Source organism: Streptomyces sp. YKOK-I1 (genome assembly GCF_054660435.1).
Genome location: NZ_BAAGDR010000001.1, coordinates 8583114 through 8599790, shown reverse-complemented (window position 1 = coordinate 8599790; position 16677 = coordinate 8583114). Strand labels below are relative to the sequence as shown.

13 protein-coding genes, 1 pseudogene and 1 riboswitch are annotated in these 16677 nt (G+C 71.2%); of the genes and pseudogenes, 3 read left to right on the top strand and 11 right to left on the bottom strand.

What is annotated here, in order from left to right:
• The first annotated feature begins 122 nt into the window (after nt 1–122).
• Both ACYQ8Q_RS38305 and ACYQ8Q_RS38300 read left to right on the top strand, forming a co-directional pair.
• Entirely contained in the window at nt 123–1304 is a 1182-nt protein-coding gene (locus ACYQ8Q_RS38305) for a Glu/Leu/Phe/Val dehydrogenase dimerization domain-containing protein (protein WP_460071286.1), read from the top strand.
• Between the two features lie 68 nt (nt 1305–1372).
• A complete protein-coding gene (locus ACYQ8Q_RS38300; RefSeq protein ID WP_460071285.1) occupies nt 1373–2005 on the top strand; it encodes a TetR/AcrR family transcriptional regulator in 633 nt (210 codons plus the stop codon).
• 30 nt (nt 2006–2035) lie between these two features.
• Here the strand turns inward: ACYQ8Q_RS38300 and ACYQ8Q_RS38295 are convergent, their stop codons facing one another.
• The 5 genes from ACYQ8Q_RS38295 to ACYQ8Q_RS38275 all read right to left on the bottom strand — a co-directional run bounded on the left by ACYQ8Q_RS38295 (nt 2036) and on the right by ACYQ8Q_RS38275 (nt 9299).
• Nucleotides 2036–2821, bottom strand: coding sequence for an SGNH/GDSL hydrolase family protein (locus tag ACYQ8Q_RS38295; protein ID WP_460071284.1), 786 nt, complete (start codon nt 2819–2821; stop codon nt 2036–2038).
• A gap of 126 nt (nt 2822–2947) precedes the next feature.
• A complete protein-coding gene (locus ACYQ8Q_RS38290) occupies nt 2948–3676 on the bottom strand; it encodes a DUF6250 domain-containing protein (RefSeq protein WP_460071283.1) in 729 nt (242 codons plus the stop codon).
• Nucleotides 3660–5573: a rhamnogalacturonan lyase family protein gene (locus ACYQ8Q_RS38285; RefSeq protein ID WP_460071282.1), complete on the bottom strand. Its 1914-nt coding sequence runs from the start codon at nt 5571–5573 to the stop codon at nt 3660–3662. The genes ACYQ8Q_RS38290 and ACYQ8Q_RS38285 overlap by 17 nt, the downstream gene beginning before the upstream one ends.
• Nucleotides 5574–5754: 181 nt before the next feature.
• Nucleotides 5755–6726 (bottom strand): M23 family metallopeptidase, encoded by a 972-nt coding sequence (locus ACYQ8Q_RS38280; RefSeq protein WP_460071281.1) that lies wholly within the window; start codon nt 6724–6726, stop codon nt 5755–5757.
• 4 nt (nt 6727–6730) lie between these two features.
• Nucleotides 6731–6889, bottom strand: a riboswitch (cyclic di-AMP (ydaO/yuaA leader).
• Between the two features lie 304 nt (nt 6890–7193).
• The gene (locus ACYQ8Q_RS38275) at nt 7194–9299 is read right to left on the bottom strand and encodes an alpha-galactosidase (protein WP_460071280.1); all 2106 of its coding nucleotides are present in this window, start codon (nt 9297–9299) and stop codon (nt 7194–7196) included.
• 221 nt (nt 9300–9520) lie between these two features.
• On the opposite strand from ACYQ8Q_RS38275, the pseudogene ACYQ8Q_RS38270 reads away from it, so the two are divergent.
• Nucleotides 9521–10319: pseudogene (locus ACYQ8Q_RS38270) on the top strand (tyrosine-protein phosphatase).
• Between the two features lie 35 nt (nt 10320–10354).
• Here ACYQ8Q_RS38270 and ACYQ8Q_RS38265 read toward each other — a convergent pair.
• From ACYQ8Q_RS38265 to hpnH, 6 genes are all read right to left on the bottom strand, one after another.
• The gene (locus ACYQ8Q_RS38265) at nt 10355–10477 is read right to left on the bottom strand and encodes a DUF6126 family protein (RefSeq protein WP_460071279.1); all 123 of its coding nucleotides are present in this window, start codon (nt 10475–10477) and stop codon (nt 10355–10357) included.
• Nucleotides 10474–11088, bottom strand: coding sequence for a helix-turn-helix domain-containing protein (locus ACYQ8Q_RS38260; RefSeq protein WP_460071278.1), 615 nt, complete (start codon nt 11086–11088; stop codon nt 10474–10476). The genes ACYQ8Q_RS38265 and ACYQ8Q_RS38260 overlap by 4 nt, the downstream gene beginning before the upstream one ends.
• Nucleotides 11089–11167: 79 nt before the next feature.
• Nucleotides 11168–12553 (bottom strand): aspartate aminotransferase family protein, encoded by a 1386-nt coding sequence (locus ACYQ8Q_RS38255; protein WP_460071277.1) that lies wholly within the window; start codon nt 12551–12553, stop codon nt 11168–11170.
• On the bottom strand, nt 12550–14451 hold the full coding sequence (dxs, locus tag ACYQ8Q_RS38250) for a 1-deoxy-D-xylulose-5-phosphate synthase (RefSeq protein ID WP_460071276.1): 1902 nt from the start codon (nt 14449–14451) through the stop codon (nt 12550–12552). The genes ACYQ8Q_RS38255 and dxs overlap by 4 nt, the downstream gene beginning before the upstream one ends.
• Nucleotides 14452–14488: 37 nt before the next feature.
• Nucleotides 14489–15646 (bottom strand): flavodoxin-dependent (E)-4-hydroxy-3-methylbut-2-enyl-diphosphate synthase, encoded by a 1158-nt coding sequence (gene ispG / locus ACYQ8Q_RS38245; protein ID WP_460071275.1) that lies wholly within the window; start codon nt 15644–15646, stop codon nt 14489–14491.
• A gap of 4 nt (nt 15647–15650) precedes the next feature.
• Complete coding sequence (gene hpnH, locus ACYQ8Q_RS38240; protein ID WP_359285495.1) at nt 15651–16673, bottom strand: adenosyl-hopene transferase HpnH; 1023 nt, start codon at nt 16671–16673, stop codon at nt 15651–15653.
• Nucleotides 16674–16677: the final 4 nt, after the last annotated feature.

Sequence of the window (16677 nt, the reverse complement as noted above, 5' to 3'; positions counted from 1 at the left end):
TCCAGGTGGGGTCGCTGAGGCATTCCATTATGGTCGCCCCCTCCGACAGCGCGTTGACAGCCCGTGCCCAGCCTCCCGATACTGACCCACTGTTCAGTAGTGACCCGGTCCGAGGAGTCCCCATGCCCGCCGCCCCCCATTTGTCCCTCACCTGGACGGACGAGGTCACCGGCCGCCGCGGCCATCTGGTGGTCGACCGGCTGGTGCGCGGGGTGTGCAGCGGCGGTCTGCGGATGCGGGAGGGCTGCACGCTGGAGGAGGTGACGGGCCTCGCGCGCGGGATGAGCCTGAAGGAGGCGCTGCACTACGACCCCGAGGCGCGGTACGTCCCCCTGGGCGGCGCCAAGGGCGGCATCGACTGCGATCCCCGGGACCCGGAGGCGTACGGCCTGCTGGTCCGCTATCTGCGGGCGGTACGGCCGTACGTGGAGAGCTGCTGGACCACCGGCGAGGACCTGGGGCTGAGCCAGGACCTGGTGGACCGGGCGGCCGCCGAGGCGGGGCTGGTCTCCTCCGTGCAGGCCGTGTACCCGCTGCTCGACGACGAGACGGCGGCCCGCGCGCGGCTAGCGGACGCCTTCGCGGTCGAGGTGGACGGCATCGGGCTGGACGAGCTGGTCGGCGGCTGCGGGGTCGCCGAGTCGGTGCTCACCGCCCTGGACCGGGCCGGGGTGCCGTACGCGGGGACCCGGGTCGCGCTCCAGGGGCTCGGCACCATGGGCGGTGCCACGGCGCGCTTCCTCACGCGCGCGGGGCTGACGGTCGTGGCGGTCGCCGACGTCAAGGGCACGATCGTCAACCCGGACGGGCTGGACGTGGAGGCGCTGCTCTTCGCGCGCGACGCCCATGGCACGGTGGACCGTTCGGTGCTGCGGCCCGGCGACCGCGAACTGCCGGGTGACGCCTGGCTGTCGGCCGAGGCGGAGGTGCTGGTGCCGGCGGCGGTGTCGTACGCGATCGGCGCCTCGGAGCAGGGGCGGATCAGGGCCCGCTGGATCGCCGAGGCGGCCAACATGCCGGTCGTGCCGGAGGCGGAGGCCTCGCTCCACGCGCGCGGGGTGACGGTACTGCCGGACGTGGTGGTCAACTCCGGGACGAACGCCTGGTGGTGGTGGACGCTGTTCGGGGACGTCGGCGCGGACGCGGACGAGGCGTTCGCGTACACCCGCCGGTCGATGCGCGCGCTGGCGGAGCTGGTCCTGGCGCGTGCCGAGGCGGACGGGACGACCCCGCGGGCCGCCGCACACGCGGTCGCGGCGGAACGGCTGCCGGTGATCACGGAGCGGTTCGGCAGCCATCGCTGAGGGCGTCGGCGCAGGTCGAGCGGGCTCTGCGGATCGGTGCCACGCGAGGCCCTGTGTAGGGTGACGGCGTGGCGAGGGTCCGGTTGAGCGTGGCCGAGCGGCGTGAGGAGCTGCTGCGGGCCGCCATCGAGCAGATCGAGGCGCGGGGCGTGGCGGCCGTGAGGATCGCCGACGTGGCCGCGGCGCTCGGCGTGAGCAACGCGCTGGTCCTCTATCACTTCTCGACCAAGGAGAAGCTGGTCGCCGCCGCCTTCGCACACGCCGCCGAGGACGACCTGACGCATCTGCGCAAGCTGCTCGGCCGCCGCACGACCGCGCTGCGCCGGCTGCGGGCCGCCGTGCGCTGGTACGCGCCCACCGGGCAGGCCAAGGGCTGGCGGCTGTGGATCGAGGGCTGGGCGGTGTCCCTGCGCGAGCCCGCGCTGCGGGAGGTCGCCCGTGACCTCGACCGCGCCTGGAAGGCCGCGCTGGCCGAGGTGATCGCCGAGGGGGTGACGGCGGGCGAGTTCACCTGCCCCGACCCCGCCGCCACGGCCCTGCGCCTGACGGCCCTCCTGGACGGTCTGGCCGTACAGCTGACGTCGTACGGCGGCACGGTGTCCCGGGCGAGGGCGCAGGAGTGGGTGGAGGAGGCGCTCGCACGGGAGCTGGGCACCCCGGTGGAGCGGGCGCGGGCGGCCGCCGAGGACGAGCCCCTCTGAGACCCCCCGGCGCCCCCTCCCCACCTCTCTTCACACCACCGAGGCGATCCGGTTCCTGATGTCCTCCGGCGACAACGCGCCCTTCGCCGTCACATGGTCCCCGGACGACTCGCCCCGCAGCCGCCGTCCGATCCACGGCACGAGGTACTCCCGCGCCCAGTGCACGTCGTCGCGCCGTACCTCCAGCGTCCCGCGCGGCGGCAGCGGCGGCCACGTCTGCTCGGGGTCGGCCGGCACCTGGAGTCCGAGCGCCTGCCCGGCCCGCAGCGCCACGCGCGTGTGCCCCTCGAGGGACAGGTGCAGCCGGTCGCCGTCCCAGGCCCGGCGGTCCTGTACGGACTTCAGGGACCACAGGTCGAGCACCGGGCAGCCGTACCGGTCGGCGACGGCCCGCACATGTCCGTTGTAGGTGGCGATCTTCCCGCGCAGGTGCTTGAGCACGGGCACGCCCCGGGTGTCGAAGCCGGTGGTCACCAGGACGGTGCCGGCGACGGCGGTCAGTGAGGCGATCGCGCGCTCGAAGCGCTCGGCCACCTCGTCGGGGTCGGTGCCGGGACGGATGATGTCGTTGCCACCCGCACAGAAGGAGACCAGGTCCGGCGCGAGCTCGACGGCCCGCGGCAGCTGGTCCTCCATGATCTGGTCGAGCAGTTTCCCGCGCACCGCCAGGTTGGTGTACGCGAAGTCGCCCTCGGGGCGCCGGTCCGCGAGGAGTACCGCGAACCGGTCGGCCCAGCCGACGAACGCCCCGTCGGGACCGGGGTCGCCGACGCCCTCGGTGAAGCTGTCCCCCACCGCCACGTACGACCCGATCACTGATCTGCTGTCATTCTTCGAATCGTCTGCCACAGCGGTTCATGATTCCCCTTCGAATGTGACCTACGCGACCGTAGGCAGGGGTTGACGGGCGGTGAGATAAGCCACTCCTCAAGACTGCGTCAATCAGGGAATAAGCGACCACGCCCGGAAGTTGCGGATGCGGAAATGGCTCCAGGTGGTGCGGAACGCGAAGTGCCCCCGGGTGTACGGCTCCGGGTCCGTGTAGTCGAAGACGAGCCGTCCGTTGTTCCACCAGCGCTGGGTGGAGCCGTCGGACACGATCCGGACGTGGTGCGGCTCGTTCGCCACCAGCAGCGGCTCGGTGTAGTCGTAGACCAGCGACCGTACGCCCGCCTCGCCGACGTAGCGGCGCAGCCGGGTGGTGGTGTTGGTGTTGGCGCCGTAGCCGACGTAGTACGTCTTCAGGTAGTCGTACTCGGCGAGGGCGCCGCCGCGCGGGGTGGCGAAGAGGTCGTCCGGGGAGCGGACGTCGAGGGCGTTCCAGAAGGTGTCGAGGTCGGAGACACGGTCGTTGACGCCGCCCGCCGAGACGGGCGTGGCGACGTACTCGAGGACGTACGGCCCTTCGAGCGGCCGCTTGAACCAGAGCGTCGCCCCGGCGGGCACGTCGACCTCCAGGACGCCGCCCGCGGCCGTGACGTTCCCGCCCCGCTCCAGTTCCACGGCCCACTGTCCGAGGCCGTGCCGGAAGTCGTCGCGGGCGAGCGGCCGGCGGTGGCGGAACCCCGTGGCCCGACCGGTGGCATGGGCGGCGGCCGTCGTCGTCGGACCGAGGGCCGCCAGGGCGGCGCCCGCCGCCAGTGCTCCGAATGCTCTACGCGTGGTCGTCACGTCGGTCGGCTCCTTGGGTCGTGGTGAGGGCGGGGCGGGGGATCCGGCGGGTCTCGGTGCCGAGGTAGTAGTCGGTGTACGTCGACTGGAGATAGCCGCGGACGGTCCAGCCGAGGCGGTACGCGGGGTTCTGGGCGAGGGTGTAGATCCGCGTGCCGGTCGGCTCGGTCGTGGTGTACAGGCGCAGGGCGCCGTGGTCGGCGGTCTCGGCGAGGATCTCCTCGCGCCAGTCGCCGATCAGGTCGCCGTAGAAGGGGGTCGCGTTGCGGGCGCCGGAGACGACTCCGGCCGGGTCGAAGAGGACGGCGCTGGTCTCCGTCGCCGGGTCCCACTTCTCGACGTGGGTGAGGTCGAGCAGTTCCGACGCCTTGTCACCGTCCCACCAGATACGGAAGTTGACGCTGGGCGTGGTCGTGGAGACCTTGCCGTCCCGGACGTTGAAGACTCCCGCGCCGGGGCGGGTGACGTCGGCCGTGGACGTCCAGTACTCGTAGCCGCGGTGGCCGGGGTCGATGTCGGCGGCGTTGCCCCGGCCGACGTCGAGGTCGGCGTCGCTCGCGGGGTTCGCCGGGTGGACACCGGTCACCAGACGCTCGCCGGTGTCGGCGTCGTAGTAGTACCAGGGGAAGTGCGAGACGATGCCGAGTTCCGACTGCTGGATGGCGAAGCCCTCCAGGCCTGGCCGGTCGGGGTCGAGGTCGGCGATGTCGAAGCGGTCGCCGTGGATGGCCCCGTCGACGACATGGCGCAGGGTGCCGTCGCTGTCGACGACGTAGTTGCCGTCGGCGATCTCGTCCTTGCCGTCCTGGTCGACGTCCACGGTGCGGATCTGGTGGAAGCTGGTCGCGCCGCTCGCCGGGTCCACGACGTACTTCCAACGGCGGGTCAGATCCGTGCCGTTGTAGTCCCAGGTCTGGAACAGCACCCGGAAGGATCCCCGTCTGGCGCCGACGCGGGTCACCAACTTGGTGACCAGGCTGGGGTGTTCGCCGTCGAGGTAGGCGATGCCGAAGTGCCCGCCGGAGGGGCCGTCGGCGACGAAGTCGTCCGGTACGGGCTGCCGGGTCCGCTCGGCGCCGGTCGCGCCGTCGATCACCGACACGAACTGCCGCGCGGGCGAGGCGGCGGTGACCTGCGAGCCGTCGGCGAAGGTGGTCCCGGCGGCGGTGTGCACCAGCACCTCCGCCCGGCCGTCGCCGTCGAGGTCGTAGACCGTGACGTTGTCGTCGTTGCGGTAGCCGCCGATCGCCGTCGAGCCGCTGATCGCGGCGGGCGCCGGGTCGTTCGCGCCGTTCCCGCCGGCCTGGGTGTAGGAGCCGGGGCCGAGGTCGACCCGCCACAGCCGTTCGCCGGTGAGGCTGTACGCCTCCAGCAGATCGGACCGGTCGCGGGTCTGCGCGAGACGGCTCACGACGAGTTCGTACCGCCCGTCCCCGTCGAGGTCGCCGGGCCAGGCGTGCTGCACGGTGTAGCCGTCGGCGACGGCGAGCGGGATCTCGGCGTAGCCGCCGGCGAGGACCAGGGCGGGCGAGGAGGCCCGCCGCTCCCGGCCGTCGACGACCGCGCGCACGGTGTACGTCCCCGTGCCCGGCGAGGTGTCCCGGTAGGTCGTCGACCGCCGGAGCGGTGTGCGGTTCAGCCGGCGGCCGTTCTTGTACACGTCGAAGGCGATCGCGTCGCCGTGGCGGGCGTACTCCGTCCCCAGCAGGCGCCAGCTGAGGAAGGTGCTCCGCCCGTCCTCGGCCGGTACGGCGACCAGCCCGCGGTCGAGGTTCTCCACGCTCCGGCGCGGGGGGCCGTCGTCGGCCGCCTGTCCCGCGGGGGCACAGAGGAGGCCGGCCAGCAGCTGGGCGGCGGTGACGGCGACGGTTCTTCGTAGAAAGCGCTTGCCCTTCATGGGGATCACTGTGTCCCCACCCTGACCCGGCTGTCGATGGGGCGAAAAGGGATGCCACGAGACCGCAATACGACGATCATGAACACGCAAAGTGAAGGCCGGACCCGGGGCTCGGGTCCGGCCTTCGCCTGCGTGTCAGGCGTGCGCGTCAGGCGCGATCGGCGATCGGCGTCGGCGGGGGTCAGCCGACGGCGACGCCGTGGGAGCGGAGATAGGCGACGGGGTCCACGTCGGATCCGTAGTTCGGCGTGGTGCGGATCTCGAAGTGCAGGTGCGGGCCGGTCACATTGCCGGTGGCGCCGGAGAGACCGATCTGCTGGCCCGCGGTCACCGTCTGACCGGCCGAGACCGAGAGCTGCGACAGGTGGGCGTACTGGGCGTAGTAGCCGTCGTTGAGCTTGATGACGACCTGGTTGCCGTACGCGCCGCCCCAGCCGGCGGAGACGACCGTGCCCGCGGCTATGGCCTTGAGGGAGGTGCCGGTCGGGACGACGAAGTCGACACCGGTGTGGTAGCCGCTGGACCACATGCTGCCGGCCACGCGGTAGCCCGTTCCGACGGTCGCGCCGGACACCGGCAGGGTGTAGCCGCTGGAGGTGCTCGTGCCGCTCCCGGTGTCCTGGGCGGCCGTGTTCGAGGAGGACGACGACGTCGAGGACTTCGCGTCGGAGGACTTCGCGGAGGACGACGACTGCGAGGACTGCGACGACTTCGACGAGGAGGAACCGGACGAACCGGACGACGACTTGGTGCTCGCCGCCTTCTTGCCGATCGACAGCTCGAGGCCGGGGTGGATCAGCGACGGATTGCCGCCGACGGCCTCACGGTTGTCCGCGTACAGCTTCTGCCAGCCACCGCTGACCTTCTGCTCGTCGGCGATCTTGGCGAGGTAGTCGCCGGCCCGCACGGTGTAGGTCCGCGTACTGGAGGCGGCGGACTTCCGCGACACCGGAGCGGCCTGTACGGCGCTTTCCGCGACCGACGTCGAAATGGCCTGGGCGGCCGACCGGGAAACCGAGTCGGCGGTGGCCGCGTGGGCGCCGGTGGCCCCCATGAGCGGGAGGGCGAGTGCGGCCCCGCCGGTTCCGGCGACGGCGATGGAGCGGGTGAAGCGCTGGGTCTTCGGGCGGCGGTGCTTACCCTTCGCGGGCATGGCGAATTCCTCTCCGGCGCCTGCGAGGTGAGCTGTCGGGTGCGGACTGGAGATGCCCGGCCGCGACGGGTCGCGGCTTTACCCCAAGCCTGTTCCGGAGACCGGAGCAGGCGGTTCTGCCTGTGGGTCCCCCGCTCCTGCCGTGCACGGGTGAGTGTGCGGATTCCGGGCGGCGGCAGGATTCGGCGTCCGTCCGGATTGGTGTGGAACGTAAGCGACCAAGACGCACAGGAACAAGCAGTGGTTGCCCTGTTCACGCCTTTCTCTTGATCCGCTGTGCGAATTCCCAGTGACGCTCCGTGCAACAGACACGGGGAATTTCGGCTAACACCCTGGAAAAGCACTCTGATTACGTGAACATGACGGGCGACACAGGGTCACGGATATGACCCTGCTCACGTAATACCCCTCCAGGATCCCTTATTCCAGAGCGACTTGGAACGAAGGCTTCAATTCGGACAGAACTCTCAGATGCGACGCAGACGGATAACCGTCGCATCGAGGTCGCCGCGCAGCCCGGTCCGCAGCCCGTGGTGCAACAGCACCGCACCCCGGTGAACTTCGCCCGTTTCGCGGCATTCGTACGACGCCGCCGGGTCCAGGCCGCGCAGGCGCAGCACCGGGACCGGCTCGCCGTAGCGCTGGGCCTGGAGCCAGGCGAGGACGACGGTCTCGTCGCCGCGGACGTACTGGACGGCGCTCAGCCCGCCGGCCGGAGGGCGCAGCCGGTACTGGTCGCCGCGCTGGACGAGGGGCCGGATCTCCTTGTAGAGGTCCACCCAGCGGCGGGCCTCGGCGAGCTCCTCCTCGGTCCACTCGGAGAGGTCGCCGCCGACCCCGAGCACCCCGGCCATGGCGCTGACGAACCGGAAGCGCAGCGAGCTGATCCGGCCGTTGAGCTGGGTGTTGGGGCTGTCGGTGACCCAGGCGGCCATCACGCGCGCGGGGTGGATCTGGCTGAAGCCGTGCTGGATGTCGAGCCGGTCGAGCGGGTCGGTGTTGTCGGAGGTCCACACCTGGTCGGTGCGGGCCAGGATGCCGAGGTCGATCCGTCCGCCGCCGCCCGAGCAGGACTCGAAGGCCACCCCCGGGTGGGCCGCCCGCAGCCGGTCCAGCAGGGCGTAGAGGGCGCGCACGTGGTCCACCCACAGGCGCTGCGGGTAGGGGTCGTCCGGCCAGCCGGCGTCGGTGAAGCAGCGGTTGAAGTCCCACTTGACGTAGTCGATGGGGGCGCTGGACAGCAGACCGTCGAGCCGCTCCCAGAGGTACTCCTGGACATCCTCGCGCGCCAGGTTCAGCATGAGCTGATTGCGGAACTCCGTCCGCTTTCGTCCCGGTTGGAACTGGACCCAGTCCGGGTGCGCCCGGTACAGATCGCTGTCCGGGTTGACCATCTCGGGCTCGACCCAGATGCCGAACTGCATGTCGAGGGCGTGCACGTAGTCGGCGAGGGGCTTGAGGCCCTTCGGGAAGCGGTCCGGGTTGGGCCACCAGTCGCCGAGGCCGGCGTGGTCGCCGGTGCGGGCGCCGAACCAGCCGTCGTCGACGACGAACAGCTCGACGCCGATCGCCGCGGCCCGCCGGGCGAGGGTGGCCTGCTGCTCCTCGGAGATGTCGAAGAAGGTGGCCTCCCAGGAGTTGAACAGCACCGGCCGGTCCCGCTCGGCGTCCGGGATCACATGGGCGCGCTGGTAGGCGTGCCAGGCGCGGCTGGCCCCGCCGAAGCCCGCGTCGCTCCACAGACCGGCGAACAGCGGCGTGGTGAAGGACTCCTCCGCAGCCAGCCGCAGCAGACCGGAGTCGTCGTACCCGGCGCCGCCGGTGATCTGCACGCGCGCGTCCGGGAGTTGGGCGACGGCGATACGCCAGGAACCGGACCAGCCGAGGGCGCAGCCGTAGACCTCGCCGCGTTCCTCGGTCGCGTCGGTGTCGAGGGCGACCCAGGGCAGGTACTGGTGACCGGTGTGGCCACGCCGGCTGCCGATGATCTTCTCGCCGTAGGTCAGCGGGGCCTGCACCAGCCGGGACTCGGCGGCCCAGCGGCCGTGCAGATGCGACAGCCGCCAGTCGTCGCGCTCGGGCAGGGTCCAGGTGGCGGAGTCGGCGCGCAGCAGCTCCAGCGGCTCCTCGCCGTCGTTGCGCAGGGCCGTCCAGCGCTCCACGACGTCGCCGCGCATCCGGTAGTGCAGGGTGATCACCAGGGCGCCGTCCCGGAACCGCAGCCGCAGCTCGGCGCCCGGGTCGTCGGGGTCCTGGATCTCGTACGACTCGAAGGTCCACTCGGTGCCGCGGCGCCCGGTGCCGGTGCGCACGGACAGGGCGGGGCGGACGAACCGGGGGCCGCCCTCCACCGGGTACTCCTCACGCCCGTCCAGCGCGGCCTCGAAGGACGCGCGGCCCTGGAAGGGCACGGCCGCGAGGGCCTCGGCGTCGGCGAGCGCGATCCTCGGGCCCCAGTGCAGATGCACCAGTTCGTCGGCCTCGGTGAGGTGGAGGGCATAGCTGCTCGCCGGCCCCGAAAGGAGCCAGGTACGGCCGTCCGCGGCGATCTCGGGCTTCACGGTCTCGGGCATCAAACCCCCACTGATTCGAACAGGTGCGATCAAGCCCCAACATCATCAGCTGCGCGCGCCCCGCCCGGCAACGTCTGTGGACAAACGTTTCACCTGGGGAGACGAAGGATTCGTCCGGCTGTGGACAACCCGTTGCCCGGGGAATCCATGTCGTATGGTCGAATCGGTCCCGTCGGTCACCCGAGCCGCACCGGCGGAGCCCGACCCGGGAGGGAGCCCCCGTGACGCAGCAGATCCCGTCGACCGAGCCCGAGCTGGCAGGTGTCCGCAACTTCCGGGACGTGGGGGGGTCTGCCGACCGCCGACGGACGGCGGGTGCGGCACGGCGTGCTGTTCCGCAGCGGCCATCTCGCGCACGCGACCGACGAGGACGCCGCGTTCCTGTCCTCGCTGGGCCTGCACACGGTGTTCGACTTCCGCAACGCGGCGGACCAGAAGCTGGAGGGCCCGGACGTCGCGCTGCCGGGGGTGCTCAATGTGAACCTGCCGCTGTCGGACCCGGCGGACGGCGCGGAGTTCTGGAAGATGGTCCGCGACGGCGACATCGAGCAGCTGCGCGTCCTCCTCGGCGACGGCAAGGCCGCGGGCCGGATGATCGCCTCGTACCGCACGATCATCAAGGGGCGTACGGCCGAGCACTCGCGCGTGCTGCACGCGCTCGCCGAGGACAGCGTCCCGGCGCTGATGCACTGCGCGGCCGGCAAGGACCGCGCCGGTCTGTCCGTCGCGGTGACGCTGCTCGCCCTCGGCGTGGAGCGCGAGGCGATCCTCGCGGACTACCTGGAGTCCAACGCCAAGCACCGCCGCTACAAGGTGCGGCGCGGCGGCTCGGCGGCGACCGCGTACACCCCCGAGGTGATGGAGCTGCTCAGCCCCCTGTTCGACGCCCGGGAGGAGTACCTCGCGGCGGCGCTGGACACCATCGACGAGACCTGGGGCGGGGTCGACCCCTATCTGGAGAAGGGGCTGAAGCTGGCTCCGCAGACCCGGGAGCGGCTGCGCGAGCGGCTGCTCGACTGACGCCGCGGTCGCGGGTCCCTACGGGTCGCGGCCCCCTACTGGTTGGCCCCCACCTCGAACAGGAACCAGATGAACGCCGCGAGGACGTGCCCCGCCGCGATGTAGATGATCAGCCGGATCCAGAGGCTGCGCGGGAACCGCTCCTCCATGTCGGTCATGGTGTCTCTCCAGGGGTGGGGCCCAGGCACAGGGCGGCCGTGGGACTCTGCAGCAGGGTGTGGACGAAGAGCAGGTCGACCCCGTCGGGGTCCTGCGCGGCGAGGCGGTGCGGGGTCAGCGAGTCGAAGTGCGCGCTGTCCCCGGGGCCGAGCAGATGCACGGTGTCCCCGAGGCGCAGCCGCAGCCGGCCCGTCAGGACGTGCAGCCACTCCTCCCCCGGGTGCACCCGCACGATGTCGCCCTGCGACCCGTACGGGACATGGACCCGCAGGGCCTGCATCCCGCGCCCGGACGCACCGGCCTGCCAGTACGTCCAGCCGCCGGCCCGGGTGGGTTCCATCTCGGCGGCGCGGACCACGGCGTCCCGGTCGGCGACCGTCTCGCCGAGCAGCTCCGAGACCGTCGTACCGTAGACCCTGGCGAGCGCGAGCAGCATCGGCAGCGAGGGCTGGCGCTGCCCGGTCTCCAGGCGGGAGAGATGGGCGGGCGAGAGCCCGGCCGCGCGGGCGGCGGCCTCCAGGGTGAGGGCGGCCCTGCGGCGCAGGGACCGCAGCTGCGGTGCGACGGCCGGCAGGTCGTCCGGGGCGGACGGGGAGTCGGGCGAACTCATACGTCCATTCAGCCGGAGTGTTGCCTCTGGGGCAAATTTCTTGCCTCAGAGGCAAAAGCGCCGGTCGGCGCGGGGCCGGTCAGCGGTTGGCCACCGCCTGCTTGATCAGGGTCTTGCCGAAGTCCCACATCAGCCCGCCCCCGCCGTGGGCGTCGTCCATCACCTCGGTGAAGGCGTCGACGAACCGGTCCACGTCCCGCTCGTCGACGACCAGCGGCGGGATCAGCTTGATCACCTCGAGGTGGTCGCCGGAGACCTGGGTGAGGATCCGGTGCCGCTGGAGCAGCGGGACCACCACCATCTGGGCGAAGAGCCCCTTGCGGGCGGTCTGGAGCATGGTCCAACGGCTGCGCAGCTTCAGCGACTTCGGCCGGCCGAACTCGATGCCGATCATCAGGCCCCGGCCCCGCACGTCGGCGAGCAGCTCGTAGGTGCCGGTCAGCGCCGCGAGCCGGGACTTCAGCCGGTCGCCCATGACGCGTGCGTTCGCGACGATCTGCTCGTTCTCCATGACGGAGAGGGTCGCGAGGCCGGCCGCCATCGCCTGGGCGTTGGAGCCGAAGCTCGCCGAATGGACCAGGACGCGGTCGATCGATGAGTAGACCTTCTTGAAGATCCAGTCCTTGCCGAGGGTCGCGCCGACCGGCACATATCCGCCGGAGAGCGCCTTGGCCACGCACACCAGGTCCGGTGCGACGCCCTCCTCGTGCTGGTAGGCGTAGAAGTCGCCGGTCCGGCCGAGTCCCGTCTGCACCTCGTCGGCGATGAGCAGCGCCTTGTGCCGGTGCAGCAGCTCCTGTGCGGCGCGCAGATAGCCGGGCGGGGCCTCGTGCACGCCCTTGCCCTGGATCGGCTCGACGATCAGGGCGGCGACATCTCCCTTCCCCAGCTCCCGCGCCAGCGCGTCGAGATCGCCGAGCGGTACGGCCGTGTCGGGCAGCAGCGGGTCGAAGCCCGCGCGGAAGCCGTCCTCGCCGTTGACCGACAGCGAGCCGGTGGTCAGGCCGTGGAAGGCGTGGTCGCAGTAGAGGACTCTGGGCTTCCCGGTGGCCCGGCGGGCGAACTTCAGCGCGGTCTCGACCGCCTCGGTGCCGCTGTTGCCGAAGAACACCCGGTCCAGGTGCGGACTGTGGACGAGCAGCCGTTCCGCGAGCAGACCCGGCAGCGGCTGGCAGTCGAAGCGGGTGAGGTCGGCGAGCGAGGCGTCGAGGACGTCGTGCAGCGCCTTGCGGACGACGGGGTGGTGGCGGCCCAGGCCCATCACCCCGAACCCGGCGAGCATGTCGAGGTGGTCGTTGCCGTCGGCGTCCCAGAAGTGGGCGCCCTCGGCCCGCTCGTAGACCTTGTCGAAGCCGATGGTGTGCAGCATGCGCGGGAGCTGGTGGTTGAGGTACTTCGTGTGCAGCTCGTAGCGCTCGGCTCCGCGCTCGGCCAGGAGCGCGCCGAGGTCGAACTCCTTGGTCATACGTGTTTCTCCTTCACTGGCCCGGCTGCCTCCTCGAGCGCGAGGCTCGCGCCGATCCGCCCGGCGATCTCGACCGGCGTGAGGCCGATGTCGGCGAGCACCTCACCGCGTTTGGCGTGGGCGAGGAACTGTTCGGGGATGCCGAACCGCCGTACGGGCACGTCGACCTCGGCGTCCCCGAGGGCGAGGGCCACCGCCGAACCGACGCCCGCCGCACGGCTGTTGTCCTCGACGACCGCCACCAGCCGGTGTCCGGCGGCGAGCATGGGCAGGGCCGGGTCGACGGGTTTCACCCAACGGGGGTCCACGACCGTGCAGGGGATGCCGCGCGCCGCGAGCAGCTCGGCCGCCTGGAGGCACACCGGCGCCATCACACCCACGGCGACCAGCAGCACCTCGGCCTCCTCGGCCCGGTGCAGCACGTCCATGCCGCCCACCCGGTCGACCGCCGGGATCTCGGGGCCCACCGACTCCTTGGGGAAGCGCACCAGGGTCGGCGCGTCGTCCACCGCGACGGCCTCCCGCAGCTGGGCGCGGAGCTGCTCGGCGTCGCGCGGGGCGGCGATCCGCAGGCCCGGCACGACCTGGAGGACCGACAGGTCCCACATGCCGTTGTGGGAGGCCCCGTCGACGCCGGTGACCCCGGCCCGGTCCAGGACGAACGTCACCCCGCACCGGTGCAGCGCCACGTCCATCAGGAGCTGGTCGAAGGCCCGGTTGAGGAAGGTGGCGTAGACCGCGACGACCGGGTGCAGCCCGCCGGTGGCGAGGCCGGCCGCGCTGACGGCGGCGTGCTGCTCGGCGATGCCGACGTCCCACACCCGGTCCGGGAACCGCTCGGCGAAGGCGCCGAGCCCGACCGGGTGCAGCATGGCCGCCGTGATCGCCACAACGTCGTCGCGCTCCTCGCCGATGCGGACGATCTCGTCGCCGAACACCGACGTCCAGGACGGGCCGCCGGAGGGGGTGAGCGGGGCGCAGGTGAGGGGGTCCATGGCGCCGACGGTGTGGAAGTGGTCCTCCTCGTGCGCGAGCGCCGGCTCATAGCCGCGGCCCTTCTCGGTCAGGCAGTGCACCAGTACCGGACCGTGGAACCGCTTGGCACGGCGGAGCGCGGACTCGACGGCCTTGATGTCGTGCCCGTCGATCGGTCCGACGTACTTCAGCCCGAGGTCCTCGAACATGCCCTGGGGGGCGAAGGCGTCCTTGAAGCCCTTCTTCGCGCCGTGCAGCGACTCGTAGACGGTGGCGCCGACGAGCGGGGTGCGCAGCAGGACGTCCTTCCCCCAGGCGAGGACCTTCTCGTAGCCGTCGGTGGTGCGCAGGGTCGCCAGATGGTTGGCCAGCCCGCCGATGGTCGGGGCGTAGGAGCGTTCGTTGTCGTTGACGACGATGATCAGCGGCCGGTCCTTGGCGGCCGCGATGTTGTTGAGCGCCTCCCAGGCCATGCCGCCGGTCAGCGCGCCGTCGCCGATCACCGCGACCACATGGCCCTTCTCGCCCTGTACCTGAAGGGCCTTGGCGAGACCGTCGGCCCAGCCGAGCGCGGTGGAGGCATGGCTGTTCTCGATGACGTCGTGCTCGGACTCCTCCCGGGACGGATAGCCGGACAGGCCGCCCTTCCCGCGCAGCTTGGAGAAGTCCTGACGTCCCGTCAGCAGCTTGTGTACATAGCTCTGGTGGCCGGTGTCCCACAGGATGCGGTCGACCGGCGACTCGAAGACGCGGTGCAGCGCGACGGTGAGTTCCACCACCCCCAGGTTGGGGCCGAGGTGTCCGCCGGTCCTGGCGACCGCGTGCACCAGGAAGTCCCTGATCTCTTCGGACAGTTCGCCGAGCTCCGGCTCGGACAGCGCTCTCAGGTCGCGTGGTTGCCGGATGTTCTCCAGGATCGTCACGATCGGGCCCCCTTCGGTCCGTGCGGTTCCGTGCTGTTCAGCTCACGGTGACGGCCGGCTCCCCCGCCGTGGCACCGTCCCGCTCCATCCGCTCGGCGATCTTCATCGCCTCCTCGATGAGGGTCTCCACGATCTTCGACTCGGGGACGGTCTTGACGACCTCGCCCTTGACGAAGATCTGGCCCTTGCCGTTGCCCGAGGCGACCCCGAGGTCCGCCTCCCGGGCCTCGCCGGGGCCGTTGACCACACAGCCCATGACGGCGACCCGCAAGGGGACCTCCATGCCCTCCAGACCGGCCGTGACCTCGTCGGCCAGCCTGTAGACGTCCACCTGGGCGCGGCCGCAGGACGGGCAGGAGACGATCTCCAGCCGCCGCTGCCTGAGGTTCAGCGACTCCAGGATCTGGATGCCGACCTTGACCTCCTCGGCGGGCGGCGCGCTCAGCGAGACCCTGATGGTGTCGCCGATGCCCTCGGAGAGCAGTGCGCCGAAGGCGACGGCCGACTTGATGGTGCCCTGGAAGGCGGGGCCCGCCTCGGTGACGCCGAGGTGGAGGGGGTAGTCGCACCGGGCGGCGAGCTGCCGGTACGCCTCGATCATCACGACCGGGTCGTTGTGCTTGACCGAGATCTTGATGTCGCGGAAGTCGTGCTCCTCGAAGAGGGACGCCTCCCAGAGGGCGGACTCGACCAGCGCCTCGGGGGTCGCCTTGCCGTACTTCTGGAGCAGGCGGCGGTCCAGCGAGCCCGCGTTCACGCCGATGCGGATCGGCGTGCCGTGGTCCTTCGCCGCCTTCGCGATCTCCCGGACCTTGTCGTCGAACTGCTTGATGTTGCCCGGGTTCACCCGGACCGCCGCACAGCCCGCCTCGATCGCCGCGAACACGTACTTCGGCTGGAAGTGGATGTCCGCGATCACCGGGATCTGCGACTTGCGGGCGATCGTCGCGAGGGCGTCCGCGTCGTCCTGCGTCGGGCAGGCCACGCGGACGATCTGGCAGCCGGACGCGGTCAGCTCGGCGATCTGCTGGAGCGTCGCGCCGATGTCCGACGTACGGGTCGTCGTCATCGACTGCACCGACACCGGGGCCCCGCCCCCGACCTCCACCGGCCCGACCTGGATGCGCCGCGACACACGCCGCGCGGCGACCGGCCGGACCGGTACCTCGGGGACCCCCAGGGGGACGGCGGTCACGCCCTCACTCCCGGTTCCCGGAGACCGTCTCGCGCATCGCGCGCAGCGACTCCTTGAGCGAGCCCATGGTGGCGAGGACGGCGGTGGGCTCGTAGCCGCAGTGCGCCATGCAGTTGGCGCAGCGCGGGTCCTTGCCCCGGCCGTACTTGTCCCAGTCGGTCTTCTCGATCAGCTCGCGGTACGTCGGCACGTACCCGTCGCTCATCAGGTAGCAGGGGCGCTGCCAGCCGAAGAGCGAGTAGTTGGGGATCGCCCACGCGGTGCACGGGAAGTCGACCTTGCCCTCCAGGAAGTCCAGGAAGAGCGGGGAGTGGTTGAGCCGCCACTTGCTCCGGTTGCCGCCCGCGAAGGCCTTCTTGAACAGCTCGCGGGTCTGCTCCACACCGAGGAAGTGCTCCTGGTCGGGGGCCTTCTCGTAGGCGTAGGCGGGCGAGATCATCATCTCGTCGACCTTGAGGTCGTCGTTGAGGAAGTTCAGCACCTCGATGATGGTCTGCGGGGTGTCGGTGTTGAAGAAGGTCGAGTTGGTGGTGACCCGGAAGCCGCGCCGCTTGGCCTCCTTGATCGCGGCCACCGCCTCGTCGAACACGCCCTCCTTGGCCACCGACTCGTCGTGCCGCTCGCGCAGCCCGTCGATGTGCACCGCGAAGGCGAAGTACGGCGAGGGCTTGAACTTGTCCATCTTCTTGCGCAGCAGCATGGCGTTGGTGCAGAGGAAGACGTACTTCCGCTTCGCCACCAACTGCCGCACGATCTCGTCGATGTGAGGGTGCATCAGGGGCTCGCCGCCTGCGATGGACACCATCGGCGCACCGGACTCCAGGACCGCTCCGACGGCCTGGGCGACCGGCATGCGCTGCTTGAGCACCCCCGCCGGGTGCTGGATCTTGCCGCAGCCCTCGCACTTCAGGTTGCAGGCGAAGAGGGGTTCCAGCTCCACGATCAGGGGGAACTTGTCCCGCTTGCGGAGCTTCTGTTCAGCGAGATATGTAGCGACCTTGATGGACTGGCGCAGCGGCATGGCCATTCGG